Origin of the sequence: Nonomuraea sp. NPDC001636, assembly GCF_040298265.1 — a bacterium.
In the GTDB taxonomy this organism is placed as follows: Bacteria; Actinomycetota; Actinomycetes; order Streptosporangiales; family Streptosporangiaceae; genus Nonomuraea.
The window spans coordinates 433,911-447,814 of record NZ_JBEOZT010000002.1 but is presented as its reverse complement, the minus strand read 5'-3'; the positions used below and the strand labels follow the sequence as shown (position 1 = coordinate 447,814).

Here is a 13,904-nt window from a genome sequence, read left to right as displayed (position 1 = left end):
GGCGCTTCGAGGAGGGGTGCGTATGCGATGTCCACGACGCCTGATGTGGTGGGCCGCGATCGCTCTGGTGGTCTCCGCCTGCGGGACCGGCCAGGACGGCGGCGCCGCCAGAACGGCCTGCGGCACGGGGCAGCCCGCCACCGGGACCCCGATCACCGTCGGCGCGATCGTCACCGCGAGCGGCGGCATCGACTTCAGCTCGGCCACCAAGGCGGCCAAGGCGTACTTCGACTGCGTCAACGCCGGCGGCGGCATCGGCGGCCGGCCGGTCGAGTACCTGGTCGAGGACGACGGCCTCAACCCGCAGAAGGCCTCGGCCCTGGCCACCAAGCTGGCCGGCAACCGGGACCTGGTCGCCCTGGTCGGCGGCTCCAGCTTCGTCGCCTGCGGCGTCTCCGGCCCGATCTGGGAGCAGAACGGGCTGTTCGACGTGCTCGCGGTCGGCGTGCCGCGGGCGTGCTTCGAGTCGCCGCGCATCGCCCCGGTCAACGCCGGCCCCAGGGTCAGCGCCGTGGCCGCCGCCCAGTACGCCGTCGAGGTCAAGGGCGCCAGACGGGTCGCCCAGATCAGCAACCGGGTACCCGGCGTCGGCGACTGGACCCAGGACGGCGTGCGCGCCTACCTCAGGACCAAGGGCCTGACCTCGGCCGGCGACGTGCTGCACGATCCCGGCGTCAAGGACGCCACCGCCGTGCTCCTCGAAGCCATGCGGGGCGGCCCGGACGCGATCATCCTCCAGGACCCCGCCCCCGACGACGCCGCCATCCTCAAGGCCGCCCAGGCGCAGGGACTCAAGGACAAGGTCACCTTCGTCTGCCTGACGCCCTGCTACGACACCACCTTCCCCGGCCAGGTCGGCGCCTACTGGGAGGGCTTCGTGTCCAACTCCGAGTTCACCATGCTCGACGCCGGCACCCCCGACAACAAGCTCTGGCGCCGCGTCATGGACGAGTACGCCGACGACAAGGCCCCCCGCGACTCCTTCTCCCAGGGCGGCTTCCTGGCCGCCAAGATCTTCGTCGACACCCTGACCAGGACCGGCGGGACGATCGACCGCGCCTCGGTGAGCCGGGCCCTGTCGCAGGTCAAGGGCTTCCGCAGCGACCTGCTCTGCGCCCCCTGGTACTTCGGCCGCGCCGCCCGCCACAACGCCAACCACGACACCCGCTACGTCACGATGAAGGGCGGCGGCTGGTCGAAGATCAAGGACTGCACGCCGACCCAGGACCCCGACCTCGCGCCGCTGCTGCGCGAGGAGAAGCAGCTGGGGCTGACCGGCTGATGCTGCCGTTCGTCATCAGCGGGCTCGCCCTCGGCGCCGTCTACGCGCTGTCGGGCGTGGGCATCGTCGTGCTCTACCGCGCCACGGGCGTGCTCAACCTGGCCTACGGCGCGCTCGGCGCGATCGGCGCGCTGCTGTCCTGGCAGCTGCTGCAGGACGGCTGGCCGGTCGTGCCCGCGCTGGCGGCCGCGCCGCTGCTGTCGGCGCTGCTGTCCGGCCTGTACGGCGGCCTGGTCGGCCCGCTCGTCGCCGCCCGCGACCCGCTGGTCAAGGCGGTGTGCACGCTCGGTCTCGCGCTCGTGCTGCTCGGCCTGTGCTACTGGACGTGGAGCGACGACCCGCGCACGCTCACCCTGCCGACCGACACGGCCGGGTTCGACGTGGGCGGCGCGCGGGTCACCCTCACCCAGGCGCTCGCGCTGGCGCTGGCCGTGGCGCTGACCGCCGGGACCGCCGTGCTGCTGCGCCGGACCGCCTTCGGCACCGCCATGCGCGCGCTGGCCGACGACCGCGAGATCAGCGCGCTGCTCGGCGTGCCCATCCGGCGGGTCGAGACCGTCACCTGGGCCGCGGGCGGCGCGGTGGCCGGGCTGACCGGGCTGGTGCTCGGCTCGCTGACCCGGCTGGAGGCGGGCACCCTGACCTTCCTGGTGATCGCCTCGCTGGCGGCGGGCGTGGTCGGCCGCTTCGGTTCGCTGCCGGCCACGCTGGCGGCCGGGCTGGCGATCGGGCTGGCCGAGGCCCTGGGCGGGGCGTGGGAGCAGACCGCGCCGTACCGGTCGGTGGCGCCGTTCGCGGTGGCCGTCGCGTCGATCCTGTGGCTGCAGCGCACGGGGGCGCGGGCCAGGCGCGGCGGCACGGTCGAGGTGCGCCCCGCCGGGTCCGCGCCGCCGGCGCGAACCCGGCCGCTGCCGCCCGGCGACGCCCGCTCGGTGCTGCGCGTGGTGCTCGGGCTGGCCGCCGGGGCCGCGGCGCTGGCGGTGCTCGTGCCCCTGGCCGTGGACGGCTACTGGGTGCGGGTGCTCACCTCCGCGGTCATCTTCGTCATCCCCGCCGCGGGCATCGCCCTGCTGTACGCCCGGCTCGGGCTGGTCTCGCTCGGCCAGGTGGCGCTGCTCGGCGTCGGCGGCTGGGTGGCGCTGCGGCTGGCGTTCGCCACCGGGTGGCCGTTCCCGCTGGTCGTGCTGGCTGCCGGGGCGATCACCTGCCTGGTCGGCATCGTGTACGGGCTGCCCGCGCTGCGCCTGTCCGGCGTGGACCTGGCCCTGGTGACGCTCATGGCCGGTGGGGCGTTCCAGGTGGCGTTCTCGGCGACCGGGTTCCCCGACGGCGGCCCCGGGTTCCTCGGCCGGGTGGCGGGCAGCGGGACGCAGCAGGCCATGCCGCGCCCTTCGATGGCCTCCTCCGACGCCGGGTTCTTCCGGTTCGCCGTCCTGTGCGCGGTGCTCGCGCTCGTCCTGGTCGTGCTGCACCAGCGCGGGCGGCCGGGGCGGGCGTGGGCGGCGATCAGGGGCGGCGAGGCCGGGGCGCTGGCCGTCGGCGTGGCCCTGACCAGGTACAAGGTGTGGGCGTTCGCGCTGGCGGCGTTCGTCACCGGGACCGCCGGGGCGCTGCTGGCCGCCAACACCGGGCGGCTGGACCCGATCTCGTTCCGTGCCTCGGACTCGGTGCTGCTGTTCGCCGTCGTCCTGGTCGGCGGCGCGTACGGGCTGACCGGCGTGGTGCTGTCCGGCGTCGTCGGCCAGGTCGTGCCCGCCGCCCTCGACGCCGCCGGGCTCGACGGCAACCTCATGCTCGTCGTCTTCGGCGCGGGCACCGTGCACGCCCTGGTCACCGCGCCGCGCGGCATCGGCGGGCAGCTAGAGGACCTGCGGCGGCCCGCATGAGGCTGGAGATCGAGGACCTGCGGGTGCGCTTCGGCGGCGTGCGCCCGCTGGACGGCGTCACCCTGACCTTCGACTCCGGCCTGTGCGGGCTCATCGGGCCCAACGGCGCGGGCAAGACCACCCTGTTCGACGTGCTGTCCGGCTTCGTCCGGCCGGTCTCCGGGCGGGTCACGGCCGGCGGCGCCGACCTGCTGGCGCTCGCGCCGCACCGGCGGGCCAGGTGGGGGCTGCGCCGCACGTTCCAGCAGGAGCAGGTGGTCGCCGAGCTGAGCGTGGCCGGCAACCTGCGCCTGGCCGCCGACCACCTGGGCGGCCCGGACGAGGGCCTGCTCGCGTTCTGCGGCCTGAGCGACCCCGGACGCCCGGCGGGCGAGCTGACGCTGCCGGAACGGCGGCGGCTCGAACTGGCCCGCGCCCTGGTCGGCACGCCCAGAATCGTGCTGCTCGACGAGCCGGCCGCCGGCCTGTCGGAGGCGGAGTCGCGCTCGCTGGCCGAGGTGGTGACGGCCGTGCCGGACCGGTTCGGGGCGCTGGTGGTGCTCATCGAGCACGACGTGGCCCTCGTCGGCGAGGTCTGCGCCACCACGGCCGTGCTGGACTTCGGCCGGCTGGTCGCCGCCGGCCCGACCGCGGCGGTGCTGGCCGACGAGCGGGTGCGCGCCGCCTACCTGGGGGAGGCGCCGTGAGCCTGGAGGTGCGCGACCTGCGCGTGCGCAGGGGCGGGCGCGAGGTGCTGCACGACGTGACGCTCGACGTGCCGCCCGGCGAGATCACCGCGCTGCTCGGCGCGAACGGCGCGGGCAAGAGCACGCTCGTGCTCGCCGTGGCCGGGCTGCTGCCGGTCGAGGCGGGCACGGTCAGCGCCGACGGCGACGCGGTGACCGGGCTGCGCCCCGAACGCGTCCGGGCGCTGGGCGTGGCCGCCGTGCCCGAGGGCCACCGGGTGCTGCGCTCGCTGAGCGTGGCCGACAACCTGCGCGTGGCCGGGCCCGACCCGGGACCGGCCCTGGCCGCCTTCCCCGAGCTGGCCGGGCTGCGCGACCGGCGGGCCGGCACGCTGTCCGGCGGCCAGCAGCAGATGCTCGCCCTGGCCCAGGCCGTCACCGGCGGGCCGCGCTACCTGCTGGTGGACGAGCTGTCCTTCGGCCTGGCCCCCGCCGTGGTGTCCAGGCTCGTCCCCGCCCTGGCCGCGCTCGCCGAGGCCGGCGCCGGGGTGCTGCTCATCGAGCAGTACACCCGCCTCGCCCTGGAGCTGGCCACCCGCGTGCACGTGCTGGACCGGGGCCGGGTCGTCCTGCGCGGCACGCCGGACGAACTGCGCGGCCGGCTGCGTTCGGCCTATCTGGGAGCGGGCGATGGAGACCTTTGACGTCGTCGTGGTCGGCGCGGGCTCGGCGGGCGCCGCGGTGGCCCGCCGGCTGGCCGACGACGAGACGCTGCGCGTGCTGCTGCTGGAGGCGGGCGGCCCCGACGTCAACCCCGACATCCACGACCCCGGCGGGGTGTTCCGGCTGTGGGGCGGCCGCGAGGACTACGACTACCGGGTGGCGCCGCAGCGGCGGCTGGGCGGGCGGCGTCCGCACTGGCCGCGCGGGAAGGTGCTGGGCGGCTCGTCCTCGCTCAACGGCATGATCTTCGTCAGGGGCGCGCCGGCCGGCTACGACGCCTGGGGGCCCGGCTGGTCGTACCCCGAGGTGTTGCCGTACTTCAAGCGGCTGGAGGACTTCGACCGCGGGCCCGGCGAGCACCACGGCGCCGGCGGGCCGGTACGGGTGATCGCCGACTACACGCCGCACCCGGTCAACGCGGCGATCGTGGCCGCCGCCGTGGAGCAGGGCCTGCCGTTCAACCCCGACTGCAACGGCGAGCGTCCCGACGGCGCCGGGTTCTGCCAGCTCACCATCCGGCACGGCCGCAGGCACAGCACGGCCGACGCCTACCTGCGCCCGCGCTGCGACCGGCCCGTCCTGGAGATCCGCACCGGGGCCCGCGCCCGCCGGCTGCTCCTGCGCGGGCGGCGGTGCGTGGGCGTGGAGTACCGCCAGGGCGGCCGTCTGCACCGGGTCGGGGCCGCCGCCCAGGTCGTGCTCAGCGCCGGGACCGTCGAGTCGCCGCGCCTGCTCCTGCTGAGCGGCCTCGGCGACGCGGCCGAGCTGCGCCGGCACGGCATCAAGGCGGTGGAGGACCTGCCCGGCGTCGGGCGCAACCTGCACGACCACGCGCTCGTCCCGGTGATCGTGGCCGCCCGGCGGCCCGTGCCGCCCGCGATGCCCGGTCTGCAGCCGATGCACAGCCAGCTCTTCTGGCGCAGCCGTCCCGGCCTGCCCGGCCCCGACGTGCAGCCGCTGTTCTTCCACATCCCGCTGTACGACGAGGGCATGACCGGCCCGCCGGACGCCTTCACGCTCATGGCCGGGATCGTCCGGCCGGAGAGCAGGGGCCACCTGGCGCTGACCTCGGCCGACCCCGACGCCCCGCTGCACATCGACCCCGCCTACCTGGAGGCGGCCGCCGACCGCGCGTGCATGCGCGCGGCCGTCGAGCTGTGCCGGGAGCTGGCCCACGCCGCCGCACTGCGGGAATGGGCGGGCGCGGAGCTCTATCCCGGTGACCGTGAACTGTCCGAGCACATAGAGAGGACCTTGGTGACCTACCACCATCAGGTCGGGACCTGCGCCATGGGAACCGTCGTGGACCAGCGGCTCAAAGTCCACGGCATCGACGGGCTGCGCGTCGCCGACGCCTCGGTGATGCCCGCCGTCACGTCAGGGAACACGAACGCGCCCGCCATCATGATCGGCGAGCGGTGCGCGGACATGGTGCGAGAGGAGATCGGCTCATGACCGGCCTGTACATCGGCGGCGCCTGGGGCCCGGCCGCGGACGGCGCGACGTTCGCCACGCTGGACCCGGCCGAGGCCACCGTCATCACCGAGTGCGCCGAGGCCGGCCCCGCCGACGTGGACCGCGCGGTGGCGGTGGCCAGGGCCGCGCTGGACGACCCGGCCTGGGCCGAGATGCCCGCCGCCGCCCGCGCGAGGCTGCTGTGGAAGGTGGCCGACCTGGTGGAGGAGCACGCCGACGAGCTGGCCGAGCTGGAGACCAGGGACAACGGCCAGCCGCTGGCGGTGGCGCGGAACGTGACCGTCCCCGGCACCGCCGAACATTTCCGATATTTCGCAGGATGGTGTACGAAAATCGAGGGCTCGGTTTTGCCCGTCTCGTACCCCGACACCCTGCACTACACCCGGCGCGAGCCGGTCGGCGTGTGCGCGCTCATCACCCCGTGGAACTTCCCGCTGATGATCGCCGCCTGGAAGCTCGCCCCCGCCCTGGCCTGCGGCAACACGGTGATCGTCAAGCCCGCCGAGCAGACCCCGCTGACCACGGTCCGGCTGGTGGAGCTGATGGCGCTGGCCGGCTTCCCGCCCGGCGTGGTGAACCTGCTGACCGGCGGCCCGGCGACCGGCGCGGCGCTGGCCGGGCACGCGGGCGTGGACAAGATCTCCTTCACCGGCTCGACGTCGGTCGGCCGCTCGCTCGTGCACGCGAGCGCGGACAACCTCAAGCGCCTGACGCTGGAGCTGGGCGGCAAGACCCCGAGCATCATCGCGGCCGACGCCGACATCGACGCCGCGGTGGCGGGCAACGTCCAGGGCGCGCTGTTCAACAGCGGCCAGGTCTGCGCCGCGTACTCGCGCTTCTACGTCGACCGCAAGCGCGTCGACGAGTTCACCTCGAAGATGGCCGCCGCGGCCGACGCGCTCAAGGTCGGACCCGGCCTCGACCCGGCCACCGACCTCGGCCCGCTGATCAGCGAGGACCACCTGATGGCCGTGGACGCCCACGTCCGCGGCGCGCTGTACGATGGCGCGCAACTCGTCACCGGCGGCAGGCGCGCCGAGGGCCCCGGGTTCTTCTACCGCCCGACCGTGTTCGCCGAGGTGACCGACGCCATGGCCGTGGCCCGCGAGGAGGTGTTCGGGCCCGTCATCCCGGTGCTGGCCTACGACGACCCCGACGAGATCGCCGGCCGCGCCAACGGACTGGAGTACGGCCTGGCCGCCTCCATCTGGACCAACGACCTGTCGACCGCCCACCGCCTGGCCGCCCGGATCCGGGCGGGAGCCGTGTTCATCAACATGATCCATGTGCCCGACGCCGCGACCACGTGGGGCGGCTACAAGGCCAGCGGGTGGGGGAGGGAGATGGGCCCGTACGCCATCGACGCCTACACCGAGGTCAAGGGCGTCTGGACGCACCTGGGGAGGGTGTGATGGGAGAGCTCGTCCTGGCAGCCAAGATCACGCATGTGCCGTCGATCTGGCTGTCGATCCAGCCGGGCAGGCACTTCGGCATCCGGCGGCCCGCCGAGCTTGCTCTCACCGAGGTCGGCAGGCGGGCGCGGGAGCTGGGGGTGGACACGTACCTGATCGCCGACACCCACTGGATGAACAGCATCGGCTTCCACCTCAACGGCAAGGAGCGACACCGCGACTCCTACGCCAGCCACGAGCTGCCGCACTTCATCCACGACCTGGACTACGACTACCCGGGCGACCCCGAGCTGGCCGAGCTGATCCGCGCCGAGATCGCCGCCGGCGGGCAGAAGGCGCTCGTGCACACCTACCGCGACCTGGGCCTGGAGTACGCGACGCTGGTCCCGATGCACTTCATGAACGAGGACTCCGCCGTGCGGGTGTTGCCGATCGGCTGCAACGTCTACTCCTCGATCGACGAGAACCGGCGCATCGGCGAGGCGCTGCTGCGCGGCATCCGGCAGAGCGACCGCCGGGTCGCCTTCCTGGCCAGCGGCTCGCTCTCGCACGCCTTCCCCTCCAACGAGACCGCCGAGTCGCTGCTCAACGAGGTCAGCAGCCCGCTCAACCGGAAGATCGACATGGCCGTGCTGGACATGTGGGCCGAAGGGCGCATCGGCGAGTTCCTGGACATGTTGCCCGACTACAACGTGCGCTGCGCGGGGGAGGGCGCGATGGCGGACACGGCGATGTTGTTCGGGCTGCTGGGGTGGCGGTCGTACAAGGGGCGGGGGGAGCAGTTGTGCCCGTACTTCGGCTCGACCGGAACCGGGCAGGTGGTCGTGGACTTCCCCGTGCCCGCGTACGATAAGATCTAAAATCATATGTGAAATAGGACAGACGGAGGTTCTGGATGGCGGGGCTGATCTCCCGGTGGCCCGGCTCCCGCTCCTCCGTCGCCCCGCGCGGACGAGCCGTCCGCGCGGGGGACCGGACGCCGCGCGTGCTCGTGGTCGGGCAAGATGAGGGGATGACAGCGGGCGTCCAGCGTATCGTCGAGGTGACCCCGGGGGCGGAGCCGGTGAGGGCTCTGGGCGGTCGCGTCGAAGCGCCGGCGGGCGCGGGCTTCCGCGACGCCATCATGAAGGTCCTGCAGAGGTGATGGTGAGCAGCACGAGAAAACCGGCCCAGGCCAAGCGGCCCAAGGGCTCCAAGGCCGAGATCAGCTACGACCTGCTGCGGGCCCGCATCCTCGACGGCACGTACGGCCCCGGCTACCGGCTGGTCATGGACCAGCTCGCCCGGGAGACCGGCGTCAGCACGATCCCGCTGCGCGAGGCCGTGCGCAGGCTGCAGTCCGACGGGCTGGTCGAGGTCGTCCGCAACATCGGCGCCCGGGTCGCGGTCTTCGACTCGGTGCAGGTCGAGCACACCCTCAACGTGCTGGCCCGGCTGGAGGGCTACGCCACGGCCATCTGCGCGCCGCACATGGACGCGGCCAAGATCCAGGAGTCGCGGGAGATCAACGAGCGGATGAAGGAGGCGCTGGAGGAGTTCGACCCCACCTCCTTCACCGCGCTTAACCGCGAGTTCCACTTCTCGCTCTACCGCCACTGCCCCGACGAGCACCTCAACGCCCTGCTGGAGTCGGAGTGGGCGCGGCTCGACCACATGCGCCGCTCCAGCTTCACGTACGTGCCGGGGCGGGCGCGCAGGTCGGTGGAGGAGCACGACCACCTGCTGAGCCTGATCGAGGGCGCCGCCGAGGCCGAGGTGATCGAGCAGGCGGCCCGCAACCACAAGATCGCCACCGCCGACGCACTGCACACCGCCCAGGTCTCCCGGCAACACTGACCTTCCGGCGGCGCTGACGTCCTGCGGCGGTGCCCGGGGGGCCGGGACAGGGGTTCAGGGGGCTTCGGGTCAGGGTTCCAGGGTGAAGAGTGTCCATTCCTCGCCCTGGGCCAGCCCCGCCAGCTCGCGGCCGCACTCCCGCAGCGCCTGCGGGCCCGAGGTGATGTGCTGGGCGCCGGCGTGCGCGTCCCGGAACAGGCGCTGGAGCAGGCCGTCGCGCAGCGCCGTCGTGCCGCCCGAGGCGTAGGCGAACCCGGCCGCCTCGGTGAGCGTCGAGGTGGCGTGGTTGAGCGCGAGCCGCAGCATCGTCTCCTGGCGGGTGGACAGCGTGCCGCCCGCGTCCAGGGTGCGCTCGGCGTCCTCCCACGTCTCGCGGACCAGGGCGCGCGCCGCCCGCAGGGCCGCCTCGGCACGGGCGAAGCCGGTGTGGAAGGCGTCGCTGGCGGCGAGCTGACCCGGACGTCCGGCGCGGGCCGCGACGTGCCGGCCCAGCTCGTCCAGCAGGCGGCGGCCCAGGCCGAGCGCCCAGCCGGAGTGGGCGATCAGCGCCTGGTCCAGCAGGCCCAGCCGGTAGATCGCGCCGCCGCGCAGCGGCTCCCGCTGGGCGAACAGGTGCGTGCGCGACTCCGGCACGAAGACGCCGTCGATGGCGTAGTCGAGGCTGCCGGTGGCGCGCAGGCCCAGGACGTCCCAGTTGCCGAGCGGTTCGGCGTCCTCGACCGGGGTGATGAAGATGCGCTCCTCGCCGGTGCCCTCGACGACGCCGAGGCTGTGCACGTACCGGGCGTGCGGCATGGCCGAGGCGAAGCTCCAGCGGCCGGTCAGCCGGAAGCCGCCGTCCTCGCGCACGGCGGTGCCCGGCCGGGTGCCCTGGCCGGCGAACAGCGGCGTGCGGGGGCCGCCGAAGATGTGCTCGACGGCGTCGTCGCCCAGGTAGGCGCCCGCCGTGCCGTTCTCCAGGGTGGTGGCCATGACCACCCAGCCGGTCGAGGCGTCGGCGTAGGTCAGCTCCTCGAAGAGGGCGAGCAGCTCCGACGGCGACAACTCCGAGCCGCCCAGCGGGGCGGGCAGCCAGACGCCGAACAGCCCGGCCTCGTACAGGGCGGCCACGACGGGCTCGGTCAGCCTGCCCAGCGCCTCGGCCGAGGCCGCCTCGCTCTCGATCAGCGGGCGCAGGTCGCGGGCGCGGTCCAGGTGGGTGGGGCCGGCTGAGTGCAGTCGCGGCTTGTCGCTCATGTCGCGGTGCTCCTGTTCGTGATCGTCGGCGGTCCTTCTTCCGTCAGATCACGTCCCCGACCGGTTGTCCACCCTCCGCCGGAAATCCCGGCCCGCACCCGGAAAAGACGCTGGCTTTGCATGAACATGCGTTGCAATGCATAATCTTCTTCTATGTCCAAGGTTCTCACCTCCCTGCCCACCGGCGAGCGGGTCGGCATCGCCTTCTCCGGCGGTCTCGACACCTCGGTGGCCGTCGCGTGGATGCGCGACAAGGGCGCCGTCCCGTGCACCTACACCGCTGACATCGGCCAGTACGACGAGCCCGACATCGCCTCGGTGCCCAGCCGCGCGCTGGCCTACGGGGCCGAGCTCGCGCGCCTGGTCGACTGCCGCGCCGCGCTGGTCGAGGAGGGCCTGGCCGCGCTCACCTGCGGCGCGTTCCACATCCGCTCGGGCGGCCGGGCCTACTTCAACACCACGCCGCTCGGCCGCGCCGTCACCGGGACCCTGCTGGTGCGGGCCATGCTCGAGGACGAGGTGCAGATCTGGGGCGACGGCTCCACGTTCAAGGGCAACGACATCGAGCGGTTCTACCGCTACGGCCTGCTGGCCAACCCCCACCTGCGCATCTACAAGCCCTGGCTCGACGCGGACTTCGTCTCCGAGCTCGGCGGGCGCAAGGAGATGTCGGAGTGGCTGCTCGCCCACGGGCTGCCCTACCGCGACAGCACCGAGAAGGCGTACTCGACCGACGCCAACATCTGGGGCGCCACCCACGAGGCCAAGACCCTCGAGCACCTCGACACCGGCATCGAGACCGTCGAGCCGATCATGGGCGTGCGCTTCTGGGACCCCGAGGTCGAGGTCCTCCCCGAGGACGTCACCATCGGCTTCGACCAGGGCCGCCCGGTCACGATCAACGGCAAGGAGTTCGGCTCCCCGGTCGACCTGGTCATGGAGGCCAACGCGATCGGCGGCCGGCACGGCCTGGGCATGTCCGACCAGATCGAGAACCGCATCATCGAGGCCAAGAGCCGCGGCATCTACGAGGCCCCCGGCATGGCGCTGCTGCACGCCGCCTACGAGCGCCTGGTCAACGCCATCCACAACGAGGACACCCTGGCCACGTACCACAACGAGGGCCGGCGGCTCGGCCGGCTCATGTACGAGGGCCGCTGGCTCGACCCGCAGGCGCTCATGCTGCGCGAGTCGCTGCAGCGCTGGGTCGGCACGGCGGTCACCGGCGAGGTCACCCTGAGGCTGCGCCGCGGCGAGGACTACTCGATCCTCGACACCACCGGCCCCGCCTTCAGCTACCACCCCGACAAGCTGTCGATGGAGCGCACGGAGGACTCCGCGTTCGGCCCGGTCGACCGCATCGGCCAGCTCACCATGCGCAACCTGGACATCGCCGACTCGCGCGCCAAGCTGGAGCAGTACGCCACGCTCGGCATGGTCGGCACCACCCACCCGGCGCTCATCGGCGCCGCCCAGGCGGCCTCGACCGGCCTCATCGGCGCGATGCCGCAGGGCGGCGCGGAGGCCATCGCCTCCCGCGGCGAGGTCTCCGAGGACGACGAGCTGCTCGACCGCGCCGCGATGGAGCTCGGCACCGACTGACCGCGCCTCCGGGGCCCCGGGCCGCCGCCGCGCGGCCCGGCGCGTGGCGCGCGGACGCCACGGGTACGGACCGGAGATGATGATCGACGAGCGGGACGGCGCGGACGTCACGCCCGCCACCGACTGGCTGCTCGGCCCGGTGTCCCGCGCGGAGTTCCTGCGCGACCACCGGGGGCGGCGGCATCTCCTGCTGCGCAGGCGGTCGCCCGGCCACTACCGTGAGCTGTTCTCGCTGGCCCGCTTCGACGAGCTGCTGTCCGGCTCCGGCCTGCACGCCGGAGCCGTGCGCGTGGTCCGCGACGGCCACGCCGGCGGCGGCGCGGCCGGTCTTGAGGACCTCTACGCCCGTTACCGCGACGGCTCGACCCTGATCATGCCCTCGGTGCACGAACGGTGGCCGCCGCTGCGGGAGCTGTGCCGGCGGCTGGCGGGCGAGTTCAGCGCGGAGTGCCGGGCCAACGCCTACCTCACACCGCCGCGGGCGCGCGGCTTCGGCGTCCACCACGATTCCCACGACGTGTTCGTGCTGCAGGTGGCGGGGGCCAAACGCTGGCGGATCCACGAGGACGCCTGGCACGAGTTCGACCTGTGCGAAGGGGACCTGCTCTACCTGCCGCGCGGCCTGCCGCACGAGGCCGCCTCGGCGCTGGGCGCGTCCCTGCACCTGAGCGTCGGCGTCCACCCCCTGACCTGGGCCGACGTGCTGCTGGCCGGCTGCGAGGCGGCCGTCTCCGCCGACCCCGGCTGCCAGGAGCCGCTGCCCTTCGGCTTCGCCCGTACGAGCGGGGGCCGGGCCGCCGCACGGGAGCGCATCCGCGAGCTGACCGCCCGCCTGATGGCCGTCCTCACCCCCGAGCGGCTGGCCGACGACGCGGTGGACATGGCGTTGCTCGCCGAGGGCGACCGGCTGGGCGGCCACCTGCTCGACCTCGTGGGCCTGGCCCGCCTCGACGCCGGCACCGTCGTCCGGCTCCGCCCCGGCCTGCGCTGGGAGAGCAGACGGGACGCCGGCACGCTGGTCCTCACCTTCCACGGCAAACGGCTCAGCCTCCCCGCCCGGCACGAGGCGGCCTTCCTGCGCATGGCGGACGGCGAGCCCTTCACAGCGGCCGGCCTGCCGGGAAAGGACGGCCTCGCCCTGGTACGCCGCCTGGTCGAGGAGGGTTTCCTGACCCTCGCGACGTCAGGCTGACCCGGCGGCGCCGTCCGAGCCCGGGGCGGCAGGTCTGCGGAAGACGCAGCGCACCACGTGCCAGTGTTTGGGCGCGTCCCTGGCGTCGACGCCGTCGTAGCGGTCCTCGCGCAGGACGACCGGCTCCAGCCGGGGGAACAGCGCGCCGGCCTCGGATGCGCGCAGGAACGTGCGCCCCGGCCGCCCCGCCCAGGCGTCCTCGGGACCGAAGAACGTGCAGCACAGCACGCCGCCCGCGGCCAGGCCGCCGGTCATCGCGGCCGCCACCCGGCGGACGTCGGCCTCGGGCAGGAAGGGCAGGACGTGGATCGCGACCATGAACGAGTAGGCCCCCGCCGCGACCGGCACGTCACGGACGTCGGCGTGCACGACCCGCAGCCGCGGGTGCCGCCAGGCCGCCGCCAGCGCGAGGGTGCAGGGGTCGGTGTCCACGGCCTCGACCGAGAAGCCCAGCTCCAGCAGGAAACGGGTGTCGTTGAGCGGGCCCGCGCCGAGGTCCAGCGCCCGCCCGCGGACGCCGCCGAGCACGCCCAGCGCCTCGACGACGAGCGCGTTGGGCCCCCGCCCCGCCCGCAGGGAGGCGTAGGTCACGCC

Annotated in this window: 12 protein-coding genes; 10 read left to right on the top strand and 2 right to left on the bottom strand. The window is 74.0% G+C overall.

Going from position 1 to position 13,904, the window contains the following annotated elements; all coding sequences use genetic code 11:
• The first annotated feature begins 22 nt into the window (after positions 1-22).
• From ABT158_RS05780 to ABT158_RS05745, 8 genes are all read left to right on the top strand, one after another.
• Entirely contained in the window at positions 23-1,282 is a 1,260-nt protein-coding gene (locus tag ABT158_RS05780; protein ID WP_352351293.1) for an ABC transporter substrate-binding protein, read from the top strand.
• Positions 1,282-3,168, top strand: a complete 1,887-nt coding sequence (locus tag ABT158_RS05775) for an ABC transporter permease (RefSeq protein WP_352351291.1) — start codon at positions 1,282-1,284, stop codon at positions 3,166-3,168. The genes ABT158_RS05780 and ABT158_RS05775 overlap by 1 nt, the downstream gene beginning before the upstream one ends.
• Complete coding sequence (locus tag ABT158_RS05770) at positions 3,165-3,854, top strand: ABC transporter ATP-binding protein (RefSeq protein ID WP_352351289.1); 690 nt, start codon at positions 3,165-3,167, stop codon at positions 3,852-3,854. The genes ABT158_RS05775 and ABT158_RS05770 overlap by 4 nt, the downstream gene beginning before the upstream one ends.
• Complete coding sequence (locus ABT158_RS05765) at positions 3,851-4,537, top strand: ABC transporter ATP-binding protein (protein ID WP_352351287.1); 687 nt, start codon at positions 3,851-3,853, stop codon at positions 4,535-4,537. The genes ABT158_RS05770 and ABT158_RS05765 overlap by 4 nt, the downstream gene beginning before the upstream one ends.
• Complete coding sequence (locus ABT158_RS05760) at positions 4,524-6,011, top strand: GMC family oxidoreductase (protein WP_352351285.1); 1,488 nt, start codon at positions 4,524-4,526, stop codon at positions 6,009-6,011. The genes ABT158_RS05765 and ABT158_RS05760 overlap by 14 nt, the downstream gene beginning before the upstream one ends.
• Positions 6,008-7,444, top strand: a complete 1,437-nt coding sequence (locus ABT158_RS05755; RefSeq protein WP_352351283.1) for an aldehyde dehydrogenase family protein — start codon at positions 6,008-6,010, stop codon at positions 7,442-7,444. The genes ABT158_RS05760 and ABT158_RS05755 overlap by 4 nt, the downstream gene beginning before the upstream one ends.
• On the top strand, positions 7,444-8,304 hold the full coding sequence (hpaD, locus tag ABT158_RS05750) for a 3,4-dihydroxyphenylacetate 2,3-dioxygenase (protein WP_352351281.1): 861 nt from the start codon (positions 7,444-7,446) through the stop codon (positions 8,302-8,304). Before ABT158_RS05755 ends, hpaD begins: the two co-directional genes overlap by 1 nt.
• Before the next feature lie 283 nt (positions 8,305-8,587).
• On the top strand, positions 8,588-9,280 hold the full coding sequence (locus tag ABT158_RS05745; RefSeq protein ID WP_352351279.1) for a GntR family transcriptional regulator: 693 nt from the start codon (positions 8,588-8,590) through the stop codon (positions 9,278-9,280).
• A 69-nt stretch (positions 9,281-9,349) separates the two neighbouring features.
• Here ABT158_RS05745 and ABT158_RS05740 read toward each other — a convergent pair whose 3' ends face one another.
• Positions 9,350-10,516: an acyl-CoA dehydrogenase family protein gene (locus ABT158_RS05740; protein ID WP_352351277.1), complete on the bottom strand. Its 1,167-nt coding sequence runs from the start codon at positions 10,514-10,516 to the stop codon at positions 9,350-9,352.
• Between the two features lie 153 nt (positions 10,517-10,669).
• On the opposite strand from ABT158_RS05740, the gene argG reads away from it, so the two are divergent.
• Positions 10,670-12,118, top strand: coding sequence for an argininosuccinate synthase (gene argG / locus ABT158_RS05735; protein ID WP_352351275.1), 1,449 nt, complete (start codon positions 10,670-10,672; stop codon positions 12,116-12,118).
• A gap of 76 nt (positions 12,119-12,194) precedes the next feature.
• Positions 12,195-13,310, top strand: coding sequence for a cupin domain-containing protein (locus ABT158_RS05730; protein ID WP_352351273.1), 1,116 nt, complete (start codon positions 12,195-12,197; stop codon positions 13,308-13,310).
• Here the strand turns inward: ABT158_RS05730 and ABT158_RS05725 are convergent.
• Positions 13,302-13,901 (bottom strand): class I SAM-dependent methyltransferase, encoded by a 600-nt coding sequence (locus ABT158_RS05725; protein WP_352351271.1) that lies wholly within the window; start codon positions 13,899-13,901, stop codon positions 13,302-13,304. The genes ABT158_RS05730 and ABT158_RS05725 overlap by 9 nt on opposite strands.
• Positions 13,902-13,904 lie beyond the last annotated feature (3 nt).

What these genes read in the sequence shown, in the direction of transcription:
- ABT158_RS05770 (WP_352351289.1), top strand. Translation starts at nt 3,165, where the DNA reads ATGAGGCTGGAGATCGAGGACCTGCGGGTGCGCTTCGGCGGCGTGCGC.
- ABT158_RS05740 (WP_352351277.1), bottom strand. Translation starts at nt 10,516, where the DNA reads ATGAGCGACAAGCCGCGACTGCACTCAGCCGGCCCCACCCACCTGGAC.
- ABT158_RS05745 (WP_352351279.1), top strand. Translation starts at nt 8,588, where the DNA reads ATGGTGAGCAGCACGAGAAAACCGGCCCAGGCCAAGCGGCCCAAGGGC.
- ABT158_RS05730 (WP_352351273.1), top strand. Translation starts at nt 12,195, where the DNA reads ATGATGATCGACGAGCGGGACGGCGCGGACGTCACGCCCGCCACCGAC.
- ABT158_RS05755 (WP_352351283.1), top strand. Translation starts at nt 6,008, where the DNA reads ATGACCGGCCTGTACATCGGCGGCGCCTGGGGCCCGGCCGCGGACGGC.
- argG (WP_352351275.1), top strand. Translation starts at nt 10,670, where the DNA reads ATGTCCAAGGTTCTCACCTCCCTGCCCACCGGCGAGCGGGTCGGCATC.
- ABT158_RS05760 (WP_352351285.1), top strand. Translation starts at nt 4,524, where the DNA reads ATGGAGACCTTTGACGTCGTCGTGGTCGGCGCGGGCTCGGCGGGCGCC.
- ABT158_RS05780 (WP_352351293.1), top strand. Translation starts at nt 23, where the DNA reads ATGCGATGTCCACGACGCCTGATGTGGTGGGCCGCGATCGCTCTGGTG.
- ABT158_RS05775 (WP_352351291.1), top strand. Translation starts at nt 1,282, where the DNA reads ATGCTGCCGTTCGTCATCAGCGGGCTCGCCCTCGGCGCCGTCTACGCG.
- hpaD (WP_352351281.1), top strand. Translation starts at nt 7,444, where the DNA reads ATGGGAGAGCTCGTCCTGGCAGCCAAGATCACGCATGTGCCGTCGATC.